At 76.0% G+C, this 25,650-nt stretch carries 15 protein-coding genes and 1 tRNA gene; 6 read left to right on the top strand and 10 right to left on the bottom strand.

The genetic code is table 11. From position 1 onward, the window contains the following. Window positions 1–37 precede the first annotated feature (37 nt). Window positions 38–1,243, bottom strand: a complete 1,206-nt coding sequence (locus ACWCOM_RS10400) for a cysteine desulfurase family protein (RefSeq protein ID WP_454548670.1) — start codon at window positions 1,241–1,243, stop codon at window positions 38–40. A 58-nt stretch (window positions 1,244–1,301) separates the two neighbouring features. Between ACWCOM_RS10400 and ACWCOM_RS10395 the strand changes: the two genes are divergently transcribed. Then, window positions 1,302–1,769 carry a tRNA (cytidine(34)-2'-O)-methyltransferase gene (locus ACWCOM_RS10395; RefSeq protein ID WP_454548669.1) on the top strand — a complete coding sequence of 156 codons (468 nt, stop codon included), beginning with the start codon at window positions 1,302–1,304 and terminating at the stop codon, window positions 1,767–1,769. 11 nt (window positions 1,770–1,780) lie between these two features. On the opposite strand, the gene ACWCOM_RS10390 is transcribed toward ACWCOM_RS10395, so the two are convergent. Next, the gene (locus ACWCOM_RS10390; protein WP_454548668.1) at window positions 1,781–3,217 is read right to left on the bottom strand and encodes a S1C family serine protease; all 1,437 of its coding nucleotides are present in this window, start codon (window positions 3,215–3,217) and stop codon (window positions 1,781–1,783) included. A gap of 297 nt (window positions 3,218–3,514) precedes the next feature. On the opposite strand from ACWCOM_RS10390, the gene ACWCOM_RS10385 reads away from it, so the two are divergent. Both ACWCOM_RS10385 and ACWCOM_RS10380 read left to right on the top strand, forming a co-directional pair. Beyond that, window positions 3,515–5,572: a TPM domain-containing protein gene (locus tag ACWCOM_RS10385; protein WP_454548667.1), complete on the top strand. Its 2,058-nt coding sequence runs from the start codon at window positions 3,515–3,517 to the stop codon at window positions 5,570–5,572. A 178-nt stretch (window positions 5,573–5,750) separates the two neighbouring features. Beyond that, entirely contained in the window at window positions 5,751–6,494 is a 744-nt protein-coding gene (locus ACWCOM_RS10380) for a PspA/IM30 family protein (protein ID WP_454548666.1), read from the top strand. Between the two features lie 172 nt (window positions 6,495–6,666). On the opposite strand, the gene ACWCOM_RS10375 is transcribed toward ACWCOM_RS10380, so the two are convergent. The 3 genes from ACWCOM_RS10375 to ACWCOM_RS10365 all read right to left on the bottom strand — a co-directional run bounded on the left by ACWCOM_RS10375 (window position 6,667) and on the right by ACWCOM_RS10365 (window position 11,053). Further along, window positions 6,667–6,743 (bottom strand) — tRNA-Met (locus ACWCOM_RS10375). Between the two features lie 46 nt (window positions 6,744–6,789). Next, on the bottom strand, window positions 6,790–9,813 hold the full coding sequence (locus ACWCOM_RS10370) for a UPF0182 family membrane protein (RefSeq protein ID WP_454548665.1): 3,024 nt from the start codon (window positions 9,811–9,813) through the stop codon (window positions 6,790–6,792). Window positions 9,814–9,973: 160 nt separating this feature from the next. Then, on the bottom strand, window positions 9,974–11,053 hold the full coding sequence (locus ACWCOM_RS10365; RefSeq protein ID WP_454548664.1) for a YlbL family protein: 1,080 nt from the start codon (window positions 11,051–11,053) through the stop codon (window positions 9,974–9,976). 216 nt (window positions 11,054–11,269) lie between these two features. Here ACWCOM_RS10365 and ACWCOM_RS10360 point away from each other — a divergent pair, with 216 nt between their 5' ends. Then, window positions 11,270–12,712 carry a zinc-dependent metalloprotease gene (locus ACWCOM_RS10360; RefSeq protein ID WP_454548663.1) on the top strand — a complete coding sequence of 481 codons (1,443 nt, stop codon included), beginning with the start codon at window positions 11,270–11,272 and terminating at the stop codon, window positions 12,710–12,712. On the opposite strand, the gene ACWCOM_RS10355 is transcribed toward ACWCOM_RS10360, so the two are convergent. Further along, window positions 12,688–13,254 carry a M48 metallopeptidase family protein gene (locus ACWCOM_RS10355; protein ID WP_454548662.1) on the bottom strand — a complete coding sequence of 189 codons (567 nt, stop codon included), beginning with the start codon at window positions 13,252–13,254 and terminating at the stop codon, window positions 12,688–12,690. The genes ACWCOM_RS10360 and ACWCOM_RS10355 overlap by 25 nt on opposite strands. A gap of 159 nt (window positions 13,255–13,413) precedes the next feature. Between ACWCOM_RS10355 and ACWCOM_RS10350 the strand changes: the two genes are divergently transcribed. Further along, window positions 13,414–14,310, top strand: a complete 897-nt coding sequence (locus tag ACWCOM_RS10350) for a hypothetical protein (protein ID WP_454548661.1) — start codon at window positions 13,414–13,416, stop codon at window positions 14,308–14,310. On the opposite strand, the gene ACWCOM_RS10345 is transcribed toward ACWCOM_RS10350, so the two are convergent. Next, window positions 14,301–16,124, bottom strand: a complete 1,824-nt coding sequence (locus ACWCOM_RS10345) for an ATP-dependent helicase (RefSeq protein ID WP_454548660.1) — start codon at window positions 16,122–16,124, stop codon at window positions 14,301–14,303. The genes ACWCOM_RS10350 and ACWCOM_RS10345 overlap by 10 nt on opposite strands. Further along, on the bottom strand, window positions 16,121–17,212 hold the full coding sequence (nudC, locus tag ACWCOM_RS10340) for an NAD(+) diphosphatase (RefSeq protein WP_454548659.1): 1,092 nt from the start codon (window positions 17,210–17,212) through the stop codon (window positions 16,121–16,123). The genes ACWCOM_RS10345 and nudC overlap by 4 nt, the downstream gene beginning before the upstream one ends. A 102-nt stretch (window positions 17,213–17,314) precedes the next feature. On the opposite strand from nudC, the gene ACWCOM_RS10335 reads away from it, so the two are divergent. Further along, the gene (locus ACWCOM_RS10335) at window positions 17,315–18,604 is read left to right on the top strand and encodes a macrolide 2'-phosphotransferase (RefSeq protein ID WP_454548658.1); all 1,290 of its coding nucleotides are present in this window, start codon (window positions 17,315–17,317) and stop codon (window positions 18,602–18,604) included. On the opposite strand, the gene ACWCOM_RS10330 is transcribed toward ACWCOM_RS10335, so the two are convergent. After that, window positions 18,580–22,158 (bottom strand): ATP-dependent helicase, encoded by a 3,579-nt coding sequence (locus ACWCOM_RS10330; protein WP_454548657.1) that lies wholly within the window; start codon window positions 22,156–22,158, stop codon window positions 18,580–18,582. The two genes, ACWCOM_RS10335 and ACWCOM_RS10330, sit on opposite strands and share 25 nt — an antisense overlap. Beyond that, window positions 22,155–25,508: an ATP-dependent helicase gene (locus ACWCOM_RS10325; protein ID WP_454548656.1), complete on the bottom strand. Its 3,354-nt coding sequence runs from the start codon at window positions 25,506–25,508 to the stop codon at window positions 22,155–22,157. The genes ACWCOM_RS10330 and ACWCOM_RS10325 overlap by 4 nt, the downstream gene beginning before the upstream one ends. Window positions 25,509–25,650: the final 142 nt, after the last annotated feature.

The raw sequence follows: 25,650 nt of genomic DNA, 5'->3' as shown, positions 1-25,650 counted from the left end.
CGGTGCCGGGGCCTATTCCCGGTCCGGGGGCGCGGGCTCAGCCCGGGGGCGCGCCGGAGAGCCCGGCGCGCCGGGCCCGGGCGTGGACCTCGGGCAGCGCCTCGAGCAGGGCGTCGACGTCGGCCTCGGTGCTCGTGCGCCCCAGGCTGAAGCGCTGGGCGCCGCGGGCGGTGGCCTCGTCCAGGCCCATGGCCAGCAGCACCGAGGACGCCCGGGGCACCCCGGCGTGGCAGGCGGAGCCGGTGGAGGTGGCGATCCCGGCGCCGTCGAGCAGGAACAGCAGCGAGTCCCCCTCGCACCCCGGGAAGGTGAAGTGGGCGTTGCCGGGCAGCCGGGCGCCGGTGCGGTCCGGGTCCTCCGGTCCGCGCAGGACGGCCTCCGGCACGACCCGCCGCACGCCCGCCACCAGCCGGTCGCGCAGGGCCGCGAGCCGCTCGGCCTCCCCGGCCCGCTCGGCCACGGCCTCCCGGGCCGCGGCCGCGAAACCGGCGAGCGCGGCGGCGTCGAGGGTGCCGGAGCGGATCCTGCGCTCCTGCCCGCCTCCGTGCTGGACCGGCGTGAGCCCCACCGCGCGCCCGGCCACGAGCGCTCCCGCGCCCACGGGACCGCCCAGCTTGTGCGCCGAGACGGCCAGTGTGGTCAGCCCGGGCAGGTGCGCGTCCACGGGCAGGGAGCCGAAGGCCTGGACGGCGTCGCAGTGGAACGGGACGCCGAACTCCTCGGCCAGCGCGGCCAGCTCCGCCACGGGCTGGACGGTGCCGACCTCGTTGTTGGCCCACATGACGCTCAGCAGCGCCACGGCGCCGGGGTCCCGGGCCAGCTCCGCCCGGACCGTCGCCGGGTCCACCCGGCCGGCGGCGTCGACCGGCAGGTGCACGGGCTCGGCGCCCTCGTGCCGGGCCAGCCACTCCACGGTCTCGGCGACCGCGGCGTGCTCCACCGAGGAGACGAGGATGCGGCGGCGGCGCGGGTCGGCCTCCCGCCGGTGCCGGTAGAGGCCCTGCACGGCCAGGTTGTCCGCCTCCGTGCCCCCGGAGGTGAAGATCACCTCGACCGGGTCCGCGCCGAGGGCCGCGGCGACGTCGTCGCGGGCCTGCTCGACGACGGTGCGCGCCGACCGCCCGGCCCGGTGCAGCGAGGAGGGGTTGCCGCCACGGGCCAGCTGCTCGGTGACCGCGGCGAGCGCGGCGGGGCGGAGGGGCGCGGTGGCCGCGTGGTCGAGGTAGACGGGACGGTGGGGCACGCCTTCCAGTCTAGGACGCCGGAGCGGGCGCCGGCCCGGCGTCCGTAGACTGGCGGGCATGCTCCGCATCCTCTTCCACTCCCCCGAGATCCCGGGCAACACCGGCAACGCGATCCGCCTGGCCGCCGTCACCGGGACCGAGCTGCACCTCGTGGAGCCCCTGGGCTTCGACTTCGGCTCCGCGCACCTGCGCCGGGCCGGCCTGGACTACCACGACCTCGCCGTGCTAAGCGTGCACCCGGACCTGGAGGCGGCGTGGGCGGCCCTGGCCCCGGAGCGCGTCTTCGCGTTCACCACGGACGGGGAGCTGGCGCACACCGACGTCGCCTACCGCCCCGGCGACGTGCTGCTCTTCGGCCGCGAGTCCGTGGGGCTGTCCGCCGAGGTCAAGGCGGACCCGCACGTCACCGCGCGGGTCCGCATCCCGATGCTGCCCGCCCGCCGCTCGCTCAACCTCGCGAACTCGGCGTCCATCGCCGTCTACGAGGCCTGGCGCCAGCTGGGCTTCGCCGGCGCCGGCCGCTAGGCCGGCCCGGGTCAGGACTGCTCGGCCGCGTCCCCGACGGTCACCTCGACGGTGCGCTCCTGCCCGTCGCGCAGGAAGGTCATGCTGCCGGTGCCGCCGGCCGGCAGCTCGCGCACGGCCGCGGTGAGGGAGTTCGCGTCCTCGATCCGGTGCCCGTCGAACTCGGTGACGACGTCGTCGACCTCCAGCCCGGCCTCGTCGGCCGGCGAGCCCGGCACGACCTCGCGCACCACGGCGCCGTCGGAGAACGCCCGGCTCTGCCCGTCCGCGGCGGGCGCGGCGCTGACGCTCGTGCCGAGGTAGCCGTGGCTGGCGCTGCCGTCCGCGATGATCTCCTCGGCCACGCGCCGGGCGGTGTCGACCGGGATGGAGAAGCCGACCCCGATGTTGCCGGCCTCCGTGGCGGCCCCGGCCGAGGCGATCGCCACGTTGATCCCGATCACCTCGCCGTCGGTGTTGATCAGCGGACCGCCCGAGTTGCCCGGGTTGATCGCGGCGTCGGTCTGCATGACGTTGAGGTAGACCGACGCCGCGGCGCCCTGCGAGCCCCCGCCCCGGCCGTCCTCGTCCGGGAGGTCGAAGAAGAAGTCGTTGCCGCCGCCCTGCTCGGAGCCGCCCTCCGAGGGCGTGGACGGCGCGGCGGAGGAGGCCACGGCGATGGTGCGGTTGAGGGTGGAGACGATGCCGTCGGTCACCGTCCCGGCCAGTCCGAGGGGGGCCCCGATCGCGATCGCGGTGTCGCCCACGTTGACGTCCTCCAGGGAGCCCAGGGTCGCCGGCGTCAGGCCCTGCACGTCGATCTTGAGCACCGCGAGGTCGGAGAGCGGGTCCGTGCCGACCACGGTGGCCCGGTGGACGCTGCCGTCCTCGAGCTGGACCTCGATGCCGGGGTCGCTGGCCGTGCCGTCGAGCGTCACCACGTGGGTGTTGGTCAGGATGTGGCCCTCGGCGTCGAGGATCACGCCGGAGCCGGAGCCCGACTGCCCGCCGCCGGAGGCGGAGATCGTCACCACCGACGGGGAGGCCTTGACCGCCGCGGCGGTGACCGCGTTCACCTCGTCCTGGTCGTTGACGATGATCGACTCCGACGTGGAGCCGCTCGCGACCGTGCCGGTGCCGCCCCCGTCCAGCAGGGCGTCGGTCCCCACGGCCGCCCCCGCGCCCACGAGCGCGGCGAGCGCCATCCCGGTGACCAGCGCGCCCGCCGAGAAGCCCCTGCGCCGGCCGGGACGGGCCCCCTCGGTGCCGTTCCCGGCGCTGCTCCCCCACCCGGGCCCCGCGGCGGGCTGCCCGGGCCCGTCCGGCGCGGCCCCGTAGACCGGGCGGGCGCCCGGCCCGGAGGCCGCGCCGGAGGACCAGGGGTCCGGGGAGGGACGGCCGCCGACCGGCGGGATCGGCTGCGTGTGCTGGGTCTCGGCGTCGAAGCGCGGGTCGCGGGGATCGGACATGGGGGCTCTCCTCCTGGGAACGGCCGGGCCCGGACCGCCGGGCGGGGCGGGACGGGCGGATCTGCTCCCCAGTATCCCGCCCGGCACTGAAACTACGCTGAGAGGCCTCCCCGTCGCCCGGGAACGGTCCGGGAGCGGCCCGGGAACCGCCCGGGTGCTCCCCGGACGCGGCCCGGACGCCCGCGGTGGGGTCGTCAGCCTCCTTGCGATTTCGCCCTGCGCGTAGGCATGACGTCTTCCGGCACGGGGCCCCGGCCCCGCCCTAGAATCGGGAGCACCGACCACGTGAGGGAGATCATGCACTGGTGCCCCGTGTCCCGCCGCACCGCCGCCGGCTGCGGCCTGGCGCTCGCCCTGTTCGTGCCCGTGGGGGCGGCCGTCGCGGAACCGCCCGTGGACGTGCCCCCGGGCGAGCGGATCGTCGACGACTCCGGGGTCCTGCAGGACCCCGCGGCGCTCGAGGAGGACGTGCGCGGCCTCGCCGCGGACGAGGGCGTGAACCTCACGGCGGTGTTCGTCGACACCTTCACCAGCCCCGGCGATCCGCAGGCGTGGCTGGAGGAGTTCGCCGCGCTCAACGGCTTCGGCAGCTCCGACGCCGTGCTGGTCGTGGCCACCGAGGACCGTCAGGCGCGCTTCGCGGCCTCCTCCGCCGGCCCCCTGGACCGGGCGCAGCAGGAGCGCATCTACCGGGAGCACGTCTCCCCCGCGCTGGCCACGGAGGACTGGGACGGCGCGGTCCGCGGAGCGGTCGAGGGCATCGACACCGAGCTCGGCGGCGGCGGCGCGGCGGCCGGCGGCGCGGAGACCGGCGGCGGCGCGGGCGCGGGCATCCTGGGCCTCGGCGCCCTGGGCCTGGGCGGGCTGGCCGTCTACGGCATCGCCTCGCGGAACAAGAGGCGCCGGCAGCGCGGGCAGCAGCACGACGGCCGGCAGGCCGCGCAGGAGCACCCGGCCGGGCCCTATCCGGACGTGCCGGTGGGCGAGCTGCGCAAGCGCGCCGGGACGCTGCTGGTGGCCACCGACAACGCGATCCAGCACTCCGAGCAGGAACTGGCCTTCGCCCAGCTGCAGTACGGGGACGAGCAGGTGGAGCCCTTCCGCCGGGCCGTCCAGGACGCCAAGAAGCACCTCCAGGCCTCCTTCGCCCTGCAGCAGCAGCTCGAGGACCACATCCCGGACACCGAGGAGCAGCAGCGGGCCTGGCTCGCCGAGATCATCGCCCGGTCGCAGGACGCCCAGCGCCCCCTCCAGGAGCACCAGCAGGCCTTCAGCTCCCTGCGGCAGCTGGAGACCCGGGCCCCGGACGCGCTCGCCGACGTCCAGCGCCAGGCCGAGGCCGTGCAGCCCCGCTTCGGCACCGCGGAGGCCCGCCTGCGGGAGCTCGCCGCCCGCTACCACGACACCGCGCTCGCGCCGGTCCGCGACAACATCGACCAGGCCCGCGACCGCCTCGACTTCGTGGGCGCCGCGGTGGCCGAGGCCCGCGGGGAGCTCGCGGCCGGCCGCACGAGCGACGCCGTGGTGGACATCCGCGCGGCCGAGGAGGGCGTGGGCCAGGCCCGCGGCCTGCTCGACGCCGTGGACCACGCCGCCACCGAGCTCGCCGCCGCCGAGGAGTCCCTCCGGGACGCCGTGACGATCGCCCAGCGCGACGTCGCCGAGGCGGACGCCCTCGTCCGGCGCGGGTCCAACCCCGAGCTGGCCGGGGCCGTGGCCGGCGTCGCCGCCGTGCTGGGCACCGTCGAGGAGCAGATGCGCGCCGGGCGCATCGACCCCCTCGGCCTCAGCCGCCGGCTGGCCGTGGCCAAGGACGAGCTCGACAAGGGGCTCGCCTCCGTGCGCTCCCAGAACGACCGCGACCGCTCCGCGCGGGAGACCCTGGCCCACACCCTCGTCTCCGCCCAGGCCCAGGTGAGCTCCGCCAGCGAGTACATCTGGGCCCGCCGCGGCGGCGTGGGCCCGGAGGCCCGCACCCGCCTCGCCGAGGCCGAGCGGTGCCTGGAGGCCGCCCAGCGGGCACGGCAGGCGCAGCCCTCCGAGGCCCTCGGCTACGCCAACCAGGCGATCCGGCTCGCCGGGGACGCCCAGTACGCCGCCCAGCGGGACGTGGAGTCCTTCTCCTACGGCGGCTTCGGCGGCCCGATGGGCATGGGCGGCCACCGGGGCCGGTCCAACAGCGGGCTCGGCGGGGCGATGCTCGGCGGGATCCTGCTCGGCTCCATCCTCAACGGCGGAGGCGGCTTCGGCGGGGGCGGCTTCAGCGGCGGCGGCGACGGCGGGGGCGGGTTCGGCGGCAGCTTCGACGGGGGCTTCGGCGGCGGGTTCGGCGGCGACATCGGCGGGGGGTTCTGAGCACCCCCGCCCGACCGGACCGCCGCCCGCCGCGCCGGGACCACGACTCCCGCCCCGACCTCCACCACGACGTCCGTTCCGACCTCGACCCAGTCCACGACCCCCTCCACGATCCCGACCACGACCGTCCGACGATCCGGGAGACCCCTCCCGGACGCACCAGAGGAGAGCAGGAACCATGATCAAGCAGTCCATCTTCGGCCGCATCGCCCAGCTCGCGAAGGCCAACATCAACGCCATGATCGACGCCGCCGAGGACCCCCAGCTCATGCTGGACCAGATGGTGCGCGACTACACCGAGAACATCCGGGAGGCCGAGGCGGCCGTGGCGCAGACCATCGGCAGCCTCCGCCTGCTCGAGCAGGACCACGCGGAGGACGTGCGGGAGGCCCAGGAGTGGGGCAACAAGGCCCTGGCCGCGTCCAACCGGGCGGAGGAGTTCCGCGCCTCGGGCAGGTCCTCCGAGGCCGAGAAGTTCGACAACCTCGCCAAGGTCGCCCTGCAGCGCCAGATCCAGTACGAGACGGAGGCGCGCGGCGCCGAGCCGCAGATCGCGTCCCAGACCCAGGTCGTGGACAAGCTCAAGGACGGGCTCAACCGGATGCGCGGCAAGCTGCAGGAGCTGTCCAACAAGCGCGACGAGCTCAACGCCCGGCAGAAGTCCGTGCAGGCGCAGTCGCAGGTCCAGGACGCCATCAAGGCCTTCGACGTGCTCGACCCGACCAGCGAGGTCTCCCGCTTCGAGGACAAGATCCGCCGCGAGGAGGCCCGCCTGCTCGGCCAGCAGGAGCTGGCCTCGTCCTCCCTCGACGCGCAGTTCGAGTCCCTGGAGGCCCTGGGCCAGCAGAGCGAGATCGAGGCCCGGCTGGCGGCGCTGAAGTCCCGCAACGCCGAGAAGATCGTCTCCTCCGAAGAGGTCTGACGGGCGGGCGCCCCGGCGCCGGACCGGCCCCGCGGCGCACGGCCGCGGGGCCGGTGCCGCGCCCGGGTGCGCGCGGTGCCGTCCCGCCGGGCCGACGAGGTCCGCGGCGGGCACGACGGGCACGACGGGCATGACGAAGGCCCCCGGACTGTGACGGTCCGGGGGCCTTCCGTGGTTGCGGGGGCAAGATTTGAACTTGCGACCTCTGGGTTATGAGCCCAGCGAGCTACCGAACTGCTCCACCCCGCGGCGACAGGTACGACTATACGTGCCGCGGGGTGGCGCCGCAAACCGGCTACTCGGCCGGCTCCCCGGCGGGCTGCTCGGGGGCCAGGGCGCCCTCGGCCTCCGGGGCGACGACGCCGTCCGCCTCGAGCGCCCGCTCGATGGCGTCCTGCAGCCGCTGCTGCGCCTCCCCGTAGGCGGTCCAGTCGCCGTCCGAGAGCGCCTGCTCCGACTCCTGGATCGCCCGGTTGGCCTCCAGCAGGGCGTCGTCGAGGCCGCCGCCGCCGGCCGGGGCGTCCCCGTCCGCCGGGGCGTCACCGTCCGCCGGGGCGTCACCGTCCGCCGGGGCCTCCCCGTCCGGGGACTGCGCCTCGGCGTCGTTGACGCCGGCGCCGGTGGAGGTCTGGGCGCCGGAGTCGCCGCCGAAGACCTCGTCGAGCGCCTCCTCGAGGGTGGGCGCGAAGCCGACCTCCTCGCCGAAGCCCACGAGCACGCGCCGCAGCGTCGGGTACGCGGCGTCGCCCGAGGACTGCACGTAGACCGGCTGCACGTAGAGCATGCCGCCGCCGGCGGGCAGGGTGAGCAGGTTGCCGTTGATCACCTCGGACGCGCCCTGGCGGAGCAGGTTGAGCTCCGTCGAGACGTCGGTGTCCGAGTTGAAGAGGTTCTGCGCCTGGCCGGGGCCGGGCACCACCGAGGAGCGCGGGAGCTCGAGCAGGCGCAGCCTGCCGTACTCCTCGCTCTTCACGCCGTCCTCGCCGGTGCCGGCGTCGGAGTTGGCGGAGAGGTACCCGTACATCACGTTGCGGGTGTTGCCCGTCTCGGACTGCTGCGGGATGAAGGACGTGGTGAGGGAGAAGTTGGCCTCCTCCTCGCCGGGCATCCGCATCGACAGGTAGTACGGGGGCAGCGCGACCTCGGAGTCCTGCGTCGGGTCGTTGGGCACGGACCAGACGTCGTCGTTCTGGTAGAAGCTGTTCGGGTCCGTCACGTGGTAGCGGTTGAGCAGCTCGCGCTGGACCTTGAACATGTCCTGCGGATAGCGCACGTGGGCCATCAGCTCCGCCGACATCTCGGAGTAGGGCTTGAGCGTGTCCGGGAAGACGTTCTGCCACGCCTTCAGCACCGGGTCCTGGTCGTCCCAGGCGTACAGGGAGACCGAGCCGTCGTAGGCGTTGACCGTGGCCTTGACCGAGTTGCGGATGTAGTTCACCCGCTCCGGCGGCAGGGTCGCGGCGGCGCCCTGGGCCGTCTGGGTGTCCTGCGTGGCCTCCTGCAGCACCGACGGCGTCGAGTACGGGTAGGCGTCGGAGGTGGTGTAGGCGTCGACGATCCACTGCACCTGGCCGTCGATGATCGCCGGGTACGGGGCGCCGTCGACCGTCAGGTAGGGGGCGACCTTCTCGATCCGCTCGCGCGGGTCCCGGTCGTAGAGGACCTGCGACTCCGGGCGCACCGCGTCCGACAGGAGCAGGTCCGAGGACTGGAACTTGATGCCGTAGGCGAGCCGGTTGAAGAAGTTGCCGATGCTGGGCCCGCCGTTGCCGGTGAACGTGGTCTTGGCGTCGCCGGCCTCGTCCCCGGCGGTCTGCGGGCGGTCAAGCTCGAGCGGCTCGTCGCCCTCCCCGCCGCCGACGATCGAGTACGACGGGGAGTTCTCGCCGAAGTAGATGCGCGGCTCGTAGTCCTCGGAGATGACGCCCCGGGAGGGGATGCCGGACTGCATGAACTGGGGCTTGCCGTCCGCCTCGACCCGGCTGCCGTAGGCCGCGACCACGCCGTAGCCGTGGGTGTAGACCACGTGCTGGTTGTACCAGCCCTGGTTCTGGTCCGGGTTCAGCTCGCGCGTGGCGATCACCGTGTCCTGGACCTCGCCGTCGATCTCGTAGCGGTCCACGTTGAGGGTGTCGGGGAACTGGTAGTACGGGCGGAACTGCTGCAGCTGGGAGAACGCGGAGGACACCACGTTGGGGTCCAGCAGGCGGATGTTCGACGTCGTCTCGGTGTCCTGGCGCAGCGCGCCCTGCTCGGTCTGGGTGGTGGCGTCGTAGGGCGTCACCTCGGCCGCGTCGAGCCCGTACGCGGAGCGGGTGAGCTGGATGTTGCGCTCGATGTACTGGCTCTCCAGGGCCTGCTCGGTCGGCAGCACCTGGAAGCGCTGGACGATCCACGGGTAGATCCCGCCGGCCACGACCGCGACCACGAGCAGCATGGCCGTGCCGATGACCGGCAGCCGCCAGCGGCCGACGAAGGACGCCACGACGAACAGGACCGCCACGATCAGCGCCGCCGCGGCGAGGATCGCCTTGGTGGGGATCACGGCGTTGACGTCGGTGTAGAGCGCGCCCGTCCACTCCCCGGAGGTCGACTGCAGGGTGGAGTACCGGTCCAGCCAGAAGTTCGCCGCCTGCAGCAGCAGGAACAGCGCGGCCAGCACCCCCAGGTGCACCCGGGAGGCCCGGGAGGTGGACAGCCCGCGCTCGGTGATCCGGATGCCGCCGTAGACGTAGTGCATCAGGATGCCGGCGACGCCGGCCAGCAGGATCGCCGAGACGAGGAAGCCGATGAGGAAGCGCAGGAACGGCAGGGTGAAGACGTAGAAGCCCAGGTCCAGGCCGAACTGCGGGTCCTCCTGGCCGAACGGCTCCTGGTTCAGGAACAGCAGGACCGTGTCCCACTGGGTCATCGCCGTGCTCGCCGCGAAGAGCCCGAACAGCACCGGCACGACGACCATGACGATCTTGCGGACCGGCTCGAGGGCCTCCTGGTAGCGGCGCAGGTTGTCGTCGACGATCGACTCGGCCGTGATGGGGCGGCTGCGGTAGGCGAGGAACAGGCTCCCGAACATCAGCGCGGCCACGAACACGGCGGAGACCACGAAGATCGCGATCTTCGTGGCGTTCTCGGTGAAGAACACGCTCAGGTAGCCCAGCTGGTCGTACCACAGGACGTCCGTGTAGAGCTGGGTCAGCCCCACGAAGGCGGCCACGAGGACGAGCACGATGACGACGGTCGGCCAGAGCGCACCCCGCTTCCGCCGCTGTCCTGCTGGCTGCTGCCTCGGTGGTCGGGGGGCTGTGGGTCCGGCGGTCACTGGTTACCTCTGCATTTCGCGTCGATCGTCAGGTGTGGTGCGTGGTGTCGTGGGTGCTGCGCCGACCCGGGAGGGATCGGGTCCGCCGACGCATCGACGGGGGGCCCCGACCATTCTGCCCGGGCCGTTCTCGGGGGTGCAATCGTGCACGCGGCGGCCCTCATGCGGCGGTGCACCCGGGCAGCGCCGAGAGGTCCCGGCCCTCGGCGACGGCCTCCGCGGCCGCCACGGCGTCGTCGAGGGTGCGCACGGACACCGCCGTCAGGCCCTCGGGCACGTGGCCCCGCGCCTCGGCGCAGTTGCCCTCGGGGACCAGGAACACCTCGGCCCCCGCCTGCTGCGCCCCCTCGAGCTTCTGCCGGATCCCGCCGATGGGACCGACGTCCCCCTCCGGGGTGATGGTGCCGGTGCCCGCCAGGTGACGGTCGCCGGCCAGCGAGCCCGGGGTCATCTCGTCCACGATCCCGAGGGCGAACATCATGCCCGCGCTGGGGCCGCCGACCTCGTCGAGCTCGAAGTCCACGTCCACGGGGAAGTCGAAGTCGGGCACGAGGAGGACGCCGAGCTGCCAGGCGCCGGTCGCCTCGTCGCGCACGGTGTCCACCGCGACCTCGCGCGGCTCGCCGGAGCGCTCCACCTCCAGGCGCACGCCCTCCTCCCCCGCGGCGTCGAGCGCGTCCTTGAGGCCGGACACCGACGAGACGGCCGAGCCGTCGACGCGGCGCAGCACGTCGCCGCTCTCCAGGAGACCGTCGGCCGGGCCGCCGGGCACGGTGCCGTGCACGGACAGCTCCGTGCCGTAGCCGATGTCCAGGTGGCCCAGGGCCGCCGCGACGGCGTGCTCCTGCGAGGACGACATCGCCAGCGTCCCGGCGTCGTCCACGTCCTGGCCGGAGACCTGCCGCGGGTAGAGGCTGTCGGCCGGCACCACGGACGCGGAGGGGTCCAGCCAGGACCCCAGGACGGTGAGGACGTTGACGTCGCGGGCCGGGCCCCCGGTCACGTAGACCGTGGTGAGGTCCAGCACGGAGTCGCTCGGATACGTCGGCGCGCCGCTCACGCCCAGCAGCTGCCGGCCGTCGTGCTCCCCCACCGTGTTGAACGTGGGCCCCGGCGACTCGATCACGTACGGCGCGGGCAGCACCGTCCCGGCGAGCAGCAGCCCGGCGGACCCCAGCAGCGCCCACGACTCGAGGCTCCGGCGGCGCAGGCCGCGGCGCGGGCGGGGGGAAACGGTCACGGGCAGTCCTCGGCGGTCGTCGGTGGGCCCCGGGGGCCGGGAGCCTCCCGGTCCGGACGGTCCAGTTTATCGCGGCGGAGCCTCCCGTGAGCTACCAGCGAACTGGGAGTTGGCCCATGGTCGGCCCCGACCGGGGATCGCTAGGCTGGACGCAGAGACGTCGGGGCGCGCCCGCGCGCCCCGATCCCGTGACCGATCCGACGAAACGGTGGACCCATGACTCCGCAGCCTCCCAACGACCGCTCCGGGGACACCCCCGGCGACACCCCCGGGGACGACTCCGGGGACCACCGCAAGGATCCCTTCCAGGAGATGCTGGAGCGCCTCATGGGCCAGGGCGGGATGAGCCCCGAGGACCTGGGCCGCGCCGGGATCCCGATGGACCCGCAGGCGATGTCCATGATGTTCCAGCAGATCCAGTCCATGATGGGCGCCGGCGCCGGCGAGGGCCCGGTGAACTGGAAGCTCGCCCACGACCAGGCCCGCCGGATCGCCGCGGCGGACGGCGACCCCTCCGTCACCGCGGCCCAGCGGGGGGCGGTGGAGGACGCGATGCGGCTCGCCGAGCTGTGGCTGGTGGACCACACCGAGTTCGGGCAGACCGCGATCCGCCCGCAGGCGTGGTCGCGCGCGGAGTGGATCGAGGCCACGCAGGAGACGTGGAAGGACATGACCGGTCCCGTCGCGGCGTCGGTGACCCAGGCCCTCACCGACGCCCTCACCCAGCAGCTGCCCGCGGAGCTGTCGAGCATGATGGGCGGGGCCTCCGGGATGCTGGCCGGCGCCGGCGGGATGCTGTTCGGCATGCAGCTGGGGCAGGCCATCGGCGGACTCTCCCGGGAGGTGCTGTGCTCCACCGACATCGGGCTGCCGCTGGCGGAGGGCCGGTCCGGGCTGCTGCCCGCCAGCATCCGGCAGTTCGGCGAGGGCCTGGACATCCCGGCGCAGGAGATCATGCTCTACGTCGCCGTGCGCGAGGCCGCCCACGTCCGGCTGTTCGCGGCGAACCCCTGGCTGCGGGAGCACATCCTGGAGCTCATCAAGCGCTTCTCCGCGGGCATCCACATCGACATGTCCCGGATCGAGGAGGCGGCGCGGGACATCGACCCCATGGATCCCTCGAGCATGCAGGACGCCCTCTCCTCCGGGATCTTCGCCCCGCAGCAGACCCCGGACCAGGAGGCCACGCTCAAGCGGCTCGAGACGGTCCTGGCGCTCGTGGAGGGCTGGGTGCACGTGGTCACGGTCGACTCGACGGCGAACCTGCCCTCCGCTGGGGCGCTCTCGGAGACGGTGCGGCGCCGCCGTGCTTCCGGGGGCCCGGCCGAGCACGCCTTCGGGGCCCTGGTGGGCCTCGAGCTGCGTCCGCGCCGGCTGCGCGAGGCGGCGGAGTTCTGGCAGTACGTCGGCGAGCGCCGGGGGATCCAGGACCGCGACGGGCTGTGGGAGGCCGCGGAGCTGCTGCCCACCGACCAGGACCTGGACGACCCCGCGGGCTTCTCCGAGCGCCGCGGGCTGCTCACCGCCTCCGAGGACGAGGTCGACGCCGCGCTCCAGCGGCTGCTCTCGGGCGGCTACGAGGGCCCCGGCGCGGACGGCGGCGCCGGCCCGCAGCGGCCGGAGGGCGAGGGGCCTCAGGACGGGGACGCGCCCCGCTGATCCCCCGCGGCCCGCCCCGTCCGGTGGGCCCAGGCGGCACCGTCGAGGAACGCCTGGGCCTGCCCGGCCCGCGGGTACCGGGCCTCCAGCTCCCGGAAGCGGGGACTGTGGTCGGCCTCGAGCAGGTGCGCCAGCTCGTGCACCAGCACGAAGTCGAGCACCCACTCCGGGGCGTCCTGGAGCTGCGCCGAGATCCGGATCACCCCGGTGGCCGGCGTCGCCGAGCCCCACCGCGTGTTCTGCCGCGCCGACCAGCGGACGTCGGAGGGCCGGGCCCGGCCCTCCAGGTGGCGGCGGGACAGCTCCCGGGCCCGTTCCAGCAGCCGGTCGTCGGAGCGGCGGTCGGCGCCCCTGACCGCCTCGCGGCGGCGGCGCTCCACGACCCGGGGCACGAGCTCCCGGGTCCAGTGCTCGATCTCCCGGCGCGTCGCGGACTGCGGGACGGAGAGCACCACCGTGTCCTCGCTCCAGTGCGCGGACACGGTCTTGCGGCGGCGGGCGGAGCGGCGCACGACGACCTCGGGCTGCGACGGTACGGGCATGAGGCCATTGAACACGCCCGCACCGCCGGCCGCGAACCGGCGGGCCGGGCGTGTGGACGGCCCCCGACGTGGACAGTGGACGGTCCGCGCGCGACCGCGCGGCGGCTCCGGTCCGGGCCATGGTGGGAGCACCCCGCCCGCCCGTCCGGAAGGTGCCCCGTGCCGCTCCCCTCCGTCCCCGGCCCGCGCTCCGCCCCGCCGCCGGGCCCGCCCCGTCCCGTGCCGTCCCGCCGCGAGCCGTCCCGCTGCAAGCCGTCCCGCCGCGAGCCGCCCTTCCTCGAGCCGCCTCCTCCCGAGCCGCCGCTCCCCGAGGAGGTGCACGTCCTGCTGCTGGGCCTCGACGGCCTCGCGGCCGCGCTGGCCGTGCTCCTGCTGCGCTGCGGGGTGCTCGGGCTCAACGTCGACGACGGCACGCCCGTGGCCGCCGCCGACCTGGGCACCGGCGTGTACCGTCCGGCCGATCTCGGCCGCCCGCGGGACGAGGCCCTGCGCCGGCGGCTGCGCGCGCTGGACGCCCGCTGCGTCCCGGTCAGCGCGCCCGAGCTGTTCCCCTCGGCGCTGCTGCCGGGCACGGTGGTGGTGCGCAGCACCGAGCACCTGCCGGCGGGCGGGCACGGCGCGGCGTGGCCGGACCCGGCCCTCGACCCGCGCCACCCCCTGGTGCCGCTGCACCACGCCGGCGGCGCGCTCCTGCGCTGGCCCACCGTGCCCTGGGCGCAGCGGCCCTGCCCGGACTGCCTGCGGGCCACCCTCGGGGCCCGGGCACCCGGCCCGGGGCCCGAGGGTCCGGGGGCCGTCCTGGCCGCGTGGGCGCGGCCCGCCCACGCGCAGGCCGTGGCCGGCGCCCTGGCGGCCGAGGTGCTCGCCGTGGCCCTGGACGGGCTATGGGGCGGCGCCCCGCCGGGCGCGGGTCTCCCCGAGGAGCCGCCGGGTCCTGCGGGGGGAACGGACGGCGGGCCACCGCCGGCCCGGCTGCTGGGCGCGCCGTGGCCCGGTGCGGAGGTGCTGCTGGAGCTCGACCGCGGCCTGTGCCTGTGCGGACTCGCTCAGGCGTGAGCCCGGGCGCCCCGGCTGCGCCGCCCGTGCGCCCGGGCGGGCTCGGCCTCGCGCAGCCCGTCCAGGAACCGTGAGGGCTTGCGCGTGGGCCGACCGCCCGGGGTGCGGGACAGCGTCCAGGACAGCACCAGGTGCTCGCGGGCCCGGGTGATCCCCACGTAGAGCAGGCGGCGCTCCTCGTCGATCTCGTCCGCGGTCTCGGCGAAGCCGATGGGCACGAGCCCCTCGCTGAGCCCGGCCAGGAACACGGCGTCCCACTCCAGGCCCTTGGCCGAGTGCAGGGACGCCAGGGTCACCCCGTTCATCACGGGGGCGTCCTGCTGGGCCGTGCGGCGCTCCAGCTCGGCCGCGAGGTCCGGCAGCAGGAGCTGCTCCCCGCGCGCCGCGGCGTCCTCGGCCATCCGGTCGGCGAGGGAGACGAGGGCGGCCAAGGACTCCCACCGCTCCCGGACGGCACCGGTGGAGCGCGGCGCCCGGTCCGAGTAGCCCAGCGAGGAGAGGATGTCCCGCACCAGCCGGGTGGGCTCGTCCGAGGCCTCGGCGGCCCGCGCGGCCGTGCGCAGCTGCACCACGGCCTGCTTGACCTCCGGGCGGTTGAAGAAGCGCTCCGTGCCGCGCAGCTGGAAGCCGATGCCCGCCTCGGCCAGGGCCGTCTCGAAGGCCTGGGACTGCCCGTTCGTGCGAAACAGCACGGCGATCTCGGAGGCGGGCACGCCGTCGTCGATCAGGTCCTGGATCCGCGCGGCCGTCCCGGCGGCCTCGGCCTCGTCGTCGGGGTACTCGTTCCAGGACGGGCGGGGGCCCGCCGGGCGCTGGGCCTCGAGGTGCAGCGGGGTCGCCCAGGAGCCGGGGGTCGAGTCCGGTCCCGGCCGGCGGGCGGCCAGCAGGCGGTTGGCGGTCTCCACGACCTGGGGGGTGGAGCGGTAGTCCCGCACGAGCCGGATCACCCGGGCCTGCGGGTGCCGGCGCGGGAACTCCAGCAGGTGCCGGGAGCTCGCCCCGGTGAAGGAGTAGATCGTCTGGGAGGCGTCGCCCACCACGCAGACGTCGTCCCGCCCGCCGAGCCAGGCGTCGAGCAGGCGCTGCTGGAGCGGGGAGACGTCCTGGTACTCGTCGACCACGAAGTGCCGGTACTGCTCGCGGACGGTCGCCGCCACGCGCTCGTCCTCCTCCAGCACGGCCACGGTCAGGAGCAGGACGTCCTCGAAGTCGATGAGGTGCCGGTCGGTCTTGAGCTCCTCGTAGGACTGGTAGAGCCGCTGCACGGTGCGCACCTCGTAGCCCAGCGGCATGTCCCGCCGGGCGGCCCGGGCCGGGTAGGTGTCGGGCGTCAGCATCGAGACCTTGGCCCACTCGATCTCCGCGGCGAGGTCCCGCACGGCCGCGCGGTCCGTGGACAGGCGCATGTTCTGCGCGGCCTCGGTGATCAGCCGGGCCTTGTGCTCCACCAGCCCGGGCAGGGGCCCGCCCACGGCCTGCGGCCAGAAGTACTGGAGCTGGCGCAGCGCGGCGGCGTGGAAGGTGCGCGTCTGCACCCCGCCGGCGCCCAGGCCGCGCAGACGGTTGCGCATCTCGTTGGCGGCGCGCGCCGTGAACGTCAGGGCCAGGACCTTCTGCGGGGTGTAGACGCCGGTGGCGATGCCGTAGGCGATGCGGTGGGTGATCGCCCGGGTCTTGCCCGTGCCGGCCCCCGCCAGGACGCACACAGGGCCGCGCAGCGTCGTCGCCACCTCCCGCTGCTCCGGGTCCAGCCCGGCGAGGATCCGCTCCTCGGGGCCGGCGTCCGGGAGCTGCTCGGCGTCCTCCCCGCTCACCACGCGGTCTCCGGCAGGTCCTCGCCGAGCCAGTGCGCGATGAGGGCGTGGGCGATCGAGACCCGCCCGGGCAGCGTCACGGCCCCGGTGCGCGCGGCGTCCCGCAGCTCCGCCCGGGTGAACCAGCGCAGCTCCAGGATCTCCTGGCCGTCCGGCACGGCCGCCCCGGAGCGCGCCACGGCCCGGCAGCCGAGCATCAGGGAGCGCGGGAACGGCCAGGGCTGGGAGCCGAGGTAGTGGACGTCCCCCACGACCAGCCCCGCCTCCTCGGCGACCTCCCGGACCACGGCCTGCTCGAGGGACTCCCCCGGCTCCACGAACCCGGCCAGCGTCGAGAACCGGTTGCCCTTCCACAGGGCCGAGCGGCCCAGCAGCAGCCGCTCCCGGGCGGGGTCGGGGTGGCCGTCGCTGACGGCCACGATGATCGCCGGGTCGGTGCGCGGGAAGTGCAGGGAACGGTCGTCGGGGCACTGCCGCGCCCAGCCGGAGCGGATCACCTCGGTGGGCTCCCCGCACTGCGGGCACCGGGGGTGGTCGCGGTGCCACAGCGCCACGGACTGCGCGGTGACCAGCAGCGCGGTGTCCGCGGCGGGGAGCACGGGGCCCAGCTCCCGCAGCCCGGCCCAGCGCAGCCCGTCCACGCCGCGCGCCGCGGCCGAGGCCGTCACCGCCGCCACGACGGGCTCGGGCACCGCGAACGGCTCGGCCGCCGCGTCCCCGTCCGCGGGCTCCGCCGCCGGGACGGCCCGCAGCAGCACGCGTGGGCCCCGCCCGCCCTCGGCGCCGGGCAGCCGGCCGAGGTAGACCTCCGGCCGGCGCGGGTCGTGGTCGACGCGCGGCACCTCGCCGACCGGGACGAGGACCAGGGCGTCGCCGGCCACGGGAGCGAGGCCGCCGGCGAGCACCAGCACGAGCGAGGACGGGTCCTGGGCGGCGAGCACGCGGACGTCCTCGAGCTCGCGGTCGACGGCGTCGCGGTCGAAGGCGGTCGCGGCGAACGGCAGCCGGGCCGCGCTGAGGCGCCCGGGGGCCGGTGCGGAGGACGCGCCGGGGCCGGGCTCGGGCAGGGGAACGGTGGAGGCGGACACGCTCCCCACTGTAGCGATCCCGGCCGACCCACGGCCCGGTCCCGGCGGTGACCGGGGACGACGGTGGCCGTCCCCGACCGGGCCTCTTGTAGGGTGAACGCCGTGAGCACCTCCCTCGAGCACCTGGCCGCCGTCGCCGCCGCAGGCGTCCCCGGACTCGCGCCCGTGGCCGTGGGTCCCTCCCCGGACGACGACGCCGACTTCCGTTCCGCTGTGGTCCTCGACGCCGCGGGCCGCCGGTGGCGGGTGCGCTCGCCGCTGAGCCCCGAGGCGAGCGTGCGCCTGGAGACGGAGCACCTCGTGCTGCGCTGCTTCACCCCCGCGATCCGCTCCCGGCTGCCCTTCCTCGTGCCCACCGCGGCGGGCTCGGTCGAGGACGGCCACCTGCACGCCTTCGTGCACTCGCACATCGAGGGGGCGCCGCTGGACATCGACGAGCTCGCCCGCATGGCCGCGGCCCCGGACCCGGAGCACCACCGGCACGTCCCGAGCGCCGAGCCGCCCCCGACCCTGAGCGTGCAGCTGGGGCGCCTGCTGGCCGCGATCCACGCCCTGCCGCCCGCGCTGGTCCTCGACGCGGACCTGCCGAGCTACACGGCCGAGCAGTGCCGGCAGCGGCGCCTGGTGGAGCTGGGCCGGGCCGCCGCCACGGGCCGGGTGCCCGCCGCGCTGCTGGACCGGTGGAAGGGGGTCCTCGAGGACCGGGCCGTGTGGCGGTTCCCGCCCCGGGTCGTCCACGGCGACCTGCAGGAGGACGACCTGCTGATCTCCCGCGGACGGGTGCGGGGGGTCACCGGCTGGACGGACCTGCACGTGGGCGATCCCGCGGGGGACTTCGCGTGGCTGCTCGCGGCGCGCGACGCCCGCCTCGCCGAGAGCGTGCTGGAGGCCTACGCCGCGGCCTGCCGCCGCACCTCGTTCCAGGCCCCGGACCGGGAGCCGGACCCGCACCTGCTGGACCGCGCCCGGCTGGACGCGGAGCTCGCCCTGGCGCAGTGGCTGGTGCGCGCGGTGGACCGCGGGATGGACGGCCTCGTGGCGGACGCGGAGCAGATGCTGGACACGCTCGCCCAGGACGTCGCCCGGCGCTCCGCCGCGGAGGCGGCGGCCGGCGCGGCGGCCACCGCGGCGGCCACCGCGCCGGCGACCGCACCGGCCGCCCCGCAGCGCCCCGCGCAGGGCCCGGCGCCCACGGCTCCCCCGGCTCCGGGACCCGAGGGGCGCTCCCCCGGGGACCCGGCGGTCCCGGACGGCCGGTCCGGGGACGAGGGCACCGGGGACGGCACCGGGGACCGCGCTGCCGGCGGCGCCCCGTCGCCGGTCGCGCAGCCGCGGCCCGCGGGGAGGCCGTCGGCGGGCGGATCCGGTCAGGACCGCAGCACCACGTCGTAGGCCTCGCGGATCACCGCCTCCAGCTTCTCGGCCCCGGAGAGGTCGTGCGGGCGGACCACCCGGTCCTCGGCCACGTAGTAGAACGCCGCGGTGACCGCCTCGAGCGGCACCCCGCGCAGCCGGGACCACGCGAGCCGGTAGACGGCCAGCTGCGCCGAGCGCTCCCGCAGCTCCCGACCGGCCGGTGCCCGCCCGGTCTTCCAGTCGACGAGCTCCCACGTGCCGTCGCCGTTGCGGAACACCGCGTCCACGCGTCCGCGCACCGTGATCCCGGCGATCGGGGTCTCGAGCGGGAACTCCACGGCGTGCGGCTGCCGGTCCGCCCAGGGGCCGGACCGGAACGTGGCCGCCAGCTCCGGGAGGTCGTAGGCCTCGTCGACGTACTCGTCGGCCGTGCCGGGCAGCTCGCCGACGTCGAAGATCGCGGAGCTGCCGTAGTACTGCTCGATCCACGCGTGGAAGGTGGTGCCGCGGCGGGCGGCGGTCCCGGGCCGCCTGGGCATGGGGCGCCGCAGCCCCGAGACGACCTCGAGCGGGTCGCGGGACAGCGCCACGAGCGTCGAGGCGGAGACGTGGGACGGCATGGGCACGGACCGCTCGGCCCGTGCGTCCTCGTGCCGGGCCAGGAGGATCCGGGCCTCCTCGGACCAGCGCCGCGGGTCCGGAGAGCGTCCGTCGCGCTCCCCGGCGCCGAGCAGGTCCTCCACGTCCAGGTCCGCGGTGGCCTCGAAGCCGCGCTCCCGGACCGCCCGGGCGGCCTGCTCCAGGCGGGACCGGCGCCCGAGGTGGGCCGGCGGGCTCACCCGCACGGTCTGCGTGCCGTCCTCCGCCGTGACCGTCTCCGTGATCTCGGGCCCCTCCAGGGGGTCGTAGGGCCACGGCGCGCTCAGCACGGTGGCGGCGGCCGGGTTGCGCGTCCCCTCGGGCACCGCGGCCCACGGCCCGAGCCGGACGGGCGGGGCCGCCCCCTCGGTCAGCGGCGTCAGCTCGGCCACGAACGTGGAGGGCTCCTGGCCCTTGGCGGCGGTGCCGCGGAAGACGGTGCTGGAGAGCTCCAGCACCGTCCGGGCGCGGGTCACCGCCACGTACGCCAGTCGCCGCTCCTCGTCCTCGGCGTGCTGCGCGGCGAGCTCGAGGTACTCCGTGTGGGACTCCTCGAGGGCCTTGAGGTCGGTGGTGTCCACGGACCACTGCGGCAGGAACCGGGCGTCCCCGCGCAGCGGCCACGCGAGGGCACCCGTGTCGAGGGTCCAGCGCGCGGGGTTGTCGGTCGGGAAGTTCCTGGCGTTGAGACCGGGCACGTACACGTGGTCCCACTCGAGGCCCTTGGAGGAGTGCACGGTGACCAGCTGCACGGCGTCGTGCCGGACGCGGTCGGGGCCCGGCTCGAGCCCGTTCTCCTCCGCCAGTGTGACGTCGAGCCAGGCGAGGAACGCCGAGACGTCGCCGGTCGCGGACGAGGCGGTGAAGGACTGCGCCGCCTCCTGGAAGGCGTCGAGGTTGCGCCGCGCCTGGTGGGAGGAGCGGTGCGGGTGCGCGGCGACCTCGATGTCGAGGCCGAGGACCGTCTCGATCTCGTGCAGCAGGCTGGGCAGGTCGTCGGAGAGGTAGGAGCGCAGGTGCTCCAGCTCGGTGCGCAGCCTGCCGAGCCGGTGCCGGGCGGCCTCGGACAGGGACCGGCCGTGCGCGGACGTCCAGCCCGGGCGCGGGAGGGTCTCGAGCGCCTCCACGAGCGAGGCGTGGTCGGAGAGGTCCGGCTCGACCAGGGCCTCCTCGTCGGCCTCCTCCGCGGTCACGGGGCTCTCGAGGTCCTCCGGGCGACCGGCCTGCGCGGCCTCGGTGCGGCGCCGCTCCAGGTGCGACGCCCAGTCGGACAGCGCCATGAGGTCCCGGGTCCCGATCCGCCACCGGGCCCCCGCGAGCAGGCGCACCAGGGCGTCCGAGCGGCCGGGGTCGTCCAGCACCCGCAGCGTCGCCACGACGTCGGAGACCTCCGGGGTGCTGAGCAGCCCGCCGAGGCCCACGACCTCGTAGGGGATGCCGCGGGCCGCGAGCTCCCGGCGCACGGGCTCGATCTGGGACCGCTTGCGGCACAGCACCGCCATGGTGGGCATCTCGTCCTCCGGGTCCCCGCGGTGCTCCTCGCGGCGGGCGCGGACCTGCTCGGCGAGGGCGGCGGCCTCCTCGACGTCGGTCGCGTACCGGCTGAGCCGCACGTGCCCGGAGCCGGCGCCGGGCCGGGGCGTGAGCTCGGGGACGGTCAGGGGCGACGTCCCCCGCGCCCACGCCGGCAGGGTCCGCAGAGGGGCGGCGAGGGTGTTGGCGACGTCGAGGATGCTCGCGTCGTTGCGCCACGCCGTGGTCAGGAAGCTGGGGTCCCCGTCCTGGCCCGGGGCCACCGGGAAGGAGTCGTAGAAGCCGAACAGCTGGCCGGCCGAGGCTCCGCGGAAGCCGTAGATCGACTGCTGGGGATCGCCCACGGCCATCACGGAGTGGCCCTGCCCGAACAGGGCCGCGAAGAGCCGCAGCTGGGCGTGCGAGGTGTCCTGGAACTCGTCGAGGAGCACCACGCGGTGCTGCTCCCGCTCGGTCCGGCGGGCGGCCGGGTCCTGCTCGGCCAGCCGGGCCGCCGCGGAGAGCAGGTCCCCGAAGTCCATGGCCTGGGCCTCCTCCTTGCGCCGGGCGAAGTCGGCCACGAGCTCGGCGAGCACCCACGCGGTGCGCTGGTTCTCCTCCACCTTCTTCAGCGCCGCGCCGAGGGTCTTCTTCCGCCGGCCCGGCGGGGTGGTGGCCAGCTCGCCCAGCAGCCCGGCCGCGAAGCGCTCCACGGCCGCCGGTTCCACGAGGTGCTCCGCGCACGCCGAGGCGAGGTCGAGGACGGCGCGGACCATGGTGGACTTCGCGGGCATGGCCTCGAGCAGCTCCCCGGTCCACGCCTCCACGGTCTGCGCGGCGATCTGCCACGTCCGGGCCTGGCCCAGCAGCGTGGTGTCCGGCTCGATGCCGATCCGCAGCCCGTAGTTGCGCACGAGGGTGTTGGCGTAGGAGTGGTAGGTGCTGACGACCGGGTCCTGGGGCGCGGCCGGGACGGTGTCGTCCTCGGCGCCGGCGGGCGCGACGAGGCCCTCGGCGCGCAGGCGGGCGAGCCGGGAGCGCATCCGCTCCCCCAGCTCCCCGGCGGCCTTGCGGGTGAAGGTGACGCCGAGGACCTGGTCGGGGGCCACGATGCCGTTGGCCACGAGCCACACGACCCGGTCGACCATCGTGGCGGTCTTGCCCGAGCCCGCGCCGGCGACCACGAGCCGGGGCGAGAGCGGGGCGGAGATCACGGCGGACTGCTGGGCGGTGGGGCGGTTGCCGCCGAGCAGCTCCGCGAGCTCCTCGGGGCTGTGCCGGGGATCGATCCCGCCGTAGGGGTGGTCCGGGTCGTGCCCGGTCCGCGCCGTGGAGGCGGTGGGGGCCTCGGTCATGGGGACGGGATCCTCCTGTGCTCGGGGGGCGGTGGCGCCGGGGCGCCCGGCGTGGGGTCCGGCGGAGCCGGGGGCGGTGCTCACGGCTCGCTCACCTGCCGGCCCTCGGCGCAGAGGGGGCAGATCTGCGGCAACCGGCACCCGTGCCCGCCGAAGGCGCCCTCCGCCTGGTCGTGGCGGGAGACGAAGTGCTCCCCGGCCACCAGCTCCGCGGCGCGGGTGATCAGGTCCCGCGCCCAGGTGTCGGCCGGGTCCAGGGGGTCCTGCTGCTGCACGGAGGGGGACTTCGCCCGGGTGCCCAGCTGGACGAGGAGGGCACCGCCGGGCAGCTCCGTGACCGTGCCGCCGGGCAGCTCCAGGACGGTCTCGTCCTCGCCCGCGACCATGGCCGTGCCCGCGCCCGCGGACAGCGCCACCTGGTAGGCCGCCAGCTGGGGGTGCTCGGCGATCTTCGCCCCGGCCGGCTGGTTCCGGCCCGTCTTCAGGTCGACGACGACGTAGCGGCCCTGCTCGTCGAGCTCCAGCCGGTCCACCCGGCCGCGGAGCAGCGCGTCCCGGGCCCTGCCCTGGACGAGCACGCTGAAGGAGCCCTCCACCGAGGCCAGCCGCCGGCCGTGCCGGCTGCGGGCGTCCACCACGTACTGGGCGAACTTGCGCAGCATCTGCCGGGCACGCTCCAGCTGCACCGCGGACTCCCAGGTCTCCGGGAGCCCGAGCGTGGGCCAGCGGCGTTCGAGCTCGGCCACGAGCTCGGTCCCGGGGGCCTCCGGGAACTCCTCGGCGACGGCGTGCACGAGCGAGCCGAGGCTGCGGCTGAGGTCGGTGGCGGCCTCGGCCCGGGAGGCCGCCACGAACCAGTCGAGGGGGGACCGGTGGATGGTCTCGATCCGGGACGGGGAGACCGGGACCGGGACCCCCTCGTCGAAGACCGGGGCCGTGCTGGAGAGCTCGGCCGCGCCCCACCAGGTGTCGGGGTGGGCCCCGGGCACCGGGCGCGGGGACGAGGCGATGCGGTGCAGCAGGCGGGCGGCGGCCTCGGCGCGCACGGGGTCCTCGTCGTGCAGCTGCACCCACTGCCGCAGCTCCGCCACGAGGGCGCGCAGGGTCATGGGCCGGGGGGCGTCCACGACGGCGCGGACGCCGTCGCCGGGGCCCGTGCCCGGCGGGTCGACGAGGTCCAGGAACTCGGAGGGCTGCTGGTCCTCGTCGGAGGCCGCCGTCACCAGGAGCGTGCCCCGGCTGCGGGAGACCGCGGCGGAGAAGGAGCGCAGCTCGTCGTGGCGGACCTCGCGCATCCGGGTGACCGGGGTGACCCGTGCGGCCTGCTCGACGCCGAGGTCGAGGGCGTCCGTGAGCAGGTCCGCGGCCAGCAGCTGCCCCCGCAGGCGGGTGTTCGGCCACACGCCCTCCTGGACCCCGGCGACGAAGACGACCGGCCACTGCCGGCCGGCGGAGGTGGCCGGGGTCATGATCTCGACGGTCTCGTCGGTCGGGGCGCGGGCGGCCAGGGTGTCCATGGGCAGCTCCTGGCTGTCGATGTAGTCCAGGAACTGCGCGGGGCTCGCCCCGGGCAGGTGGTCGACGTAGCGCTCGGCCGCCTCGAACAGGCCCACGACGGCGTCGAGGTCGCGGTCGGCCCGCTCGCCCGCGGGTCCGCCCTCGAGGGCGCGGCGGCGCCAGGACTCGGCGACCCCGGCGGCCTCCCACAGCGCCCACAGGACCGTCTCCGCGGTGGCGCCCTCCTCGTGCAGGGCGCGGCGGCCGGCGGTGAGCATCCGGGCGATCCTGCGGGCCGGCACGGAGCGCACTCCGGCCGCGTCCAGCGCGCCGGGGGCCACCAGGGCCTCGACGAGCAGGTCGTCGCTGGTCCGGCCGCCGCCGGCGGCGAGCTCCTCCGCCCGGAGCCGCTGGCGCAGCCGCCGGACGTCCATCGGGGAGGCGGTGCCGATCCGGGAGGACAGCAGCTCCACGGCCGCCTGCACGGTGAGGGCGGCGAAGTGCCCGCCCCCGTCCGGTCCGGCGGCGGCGTCGGCCTCGGTCACGATCCGCAGGGCGCCCAGCAGCGGGCGGACCGCCGGCTCGTCCCGCACCGGGGTCTCGGCGGCGGACGTGCTGACGGGCACGCCCAGGGCCGAGAGCTGGCGCTCCAGGCTCTCCAGGTAGCGGCCGCTGCGCACGACCACGGCCATGTCCGCCAGCGGGACGTCCCGCACGAGGTGGCGCTCGAGGATCTCGTGGGCGATCCAGCGGGCCTCGTGCAGCGGGGAGGAGAGCACGACGGTGACGACCTCCCCCTCCCCCGCCACGGCGCCGGAGGCCTCGGGCCGCCGCGGGTGCCGGGCGCCGGCCACGGCGGGGATGCGCTCCGCGACGCGCTGCCAGACGTCCGCGACGGCCGGCGGCATCCGGAGGCCCTCCCCCAGCAGGTGCCGCCGGAGCGGGCGGCCGGGCTCGGCCAGGCGGTCGTCGAGGGTGCGCAGCAGGTCCGGCCGGGCCCCCCGGAAGCCCTGCACGACGGTGTCCGTGCAGGCGGTCAGCACGGCGTCCCGGCCCCGGCAGAGGACGGCGAGCAGCCGGTGGATCGAGGGCGTCGCCTCCTGGAGGTCGTCCACGAGCACGAGGTCGAGGCGCTCCTGCTCCGCCCGCAGGAACTCCGGCTGCTCCTCCAGGACCCGCGCCGCCTCGGTCACCAGCGCCGAGGGGTCGTAGGACTCGGGCATCCGCAGCCGGCGCACGGCCTGGTACTCGGCGCGCATCGCGGCGGCGGCGGCCCAGTCCGGGCGGCCCAGCCGGCGGGCGAGCTCCCGCAGGTCCCCGGGCGCCAGGTCGTACTCGGACATCCGGTCGAACAGCTCGCGCACCTCCTGCCGGAAGCCTCGCGTGCCCAGCGCCTCTCGCAGGTCCGCCGGCCAGACGACCGCGGCGCCCTCCCCCGCGGCGTGGCCGGCCATGAGCTCGCCGATCAGGACGTCCTGCTCGGGGCCGGACAGGAGCTTGGGGCTGCGGGCCACGCCGGGCAGCAGGTCCTGGTTCTGCGCGCGCCGGAGCAGGTCGAAGGCGTAGGACTGCCACGCCCGCACCGGCGGGGTGCTCATGGTGGCGGACACGGACGCGGTGAGCTCGTCCCGCACCCGGGCGGCGGACAGCCGGGAGGGAGTGAGCACGAGCAGCCGGTCCGGATCCAGGCCCGCCCCGATCCGGCGCGCCGCCAGCTCTACGAGCACCCGGGTGCGTCCGGTCCCGGGTCCGCCCAGCACGAGCCGGGGTCCGCACCCGGCCGGCAGCCCGGCCACGGCCTCCTGCTCCGCGCTCGGGCGCCACGGCGGCCGGGCGGGGCCGGCGCCGGACGGGGGCACGAGGGTCCAGCGGATCGGTCCCGCCCCGGGTGCCGCGGCGGGGCCGGTGGTCTGGGTGCTGTCCTCGGAGTGGCGCATGGGACCCATCCCATCACGGCGCCCGGACGGGATAACGTCGCCGGCCGCGCTCGCCGTCCGGAGGCGGCGGCGCCGGCCCCGGACGTCGCCGGGGGCCGCCCGGCCCCGGCGACGGGTCCGCCGCCCGGTCCGGCCCGGCGGC

The organism is Kocuria sp. KH4 (assembly GCF_053711175.1).
Note: the sequence above shows the minus strand (reverse complement) of the source record. Positions and strands in the feature narration are given on the sequence as shown.

Bases quoted from the DNA above. Each gene is read 5' to 3' on its own strand.
- ACWCOM_RS10395 (WP_454548669.1), top strand. From the start codon at position 1,302: ATGCTCCGCATCCTCTTCCACTCCCCCGAGATCCCGGGCAACACCGGC.
- ACWCOM_RS10390 (WP_454548668.1), bottom strand. From the start codon at position 3,217: ATGTCCGATCCCCGCGACCCGCGCTTCGACGCCGAGACCCAGCACACG.
- ACWCOM_RS10385 (WP_454548667.1), top strand. From the start codon at position 3,515: ATGCACTGGTGCCCCGTGTCCCGCCGCACCGCCGCCGGCTGCGGCCTG.
- ACWCOM_RS10380 (WP_454548666.1), top strand. From the start codon at position 5,751: ATGATCAAGCAGTCCATCTTCGGCCGCATCGCCCAGCTCGCGAAGGCC.
- ACWCOM_RS10360 (WP_454548663.1), top strand. From the start codon at position 11,270: ATGACTCCGCAGCCTCCCAACGACCGCTCCGGGGACACCCCCGGCGAC.
- ACWCOM_RS10355 (WP_454548662.1), bottom strand. From the start codon at position 13,254: ATGCCCGTACCGTCGCAGCCCGAGGTCGTCGTGCGCCGCTCCGCCCGC.
- ACWCOM_RS10325 (WP_454548656.1), bottom strand. From the start codon at position 25,508: ATGCGCCACTCCGAGGACAGCACCCAGACCACCGGCCCCGCCGCGGCA.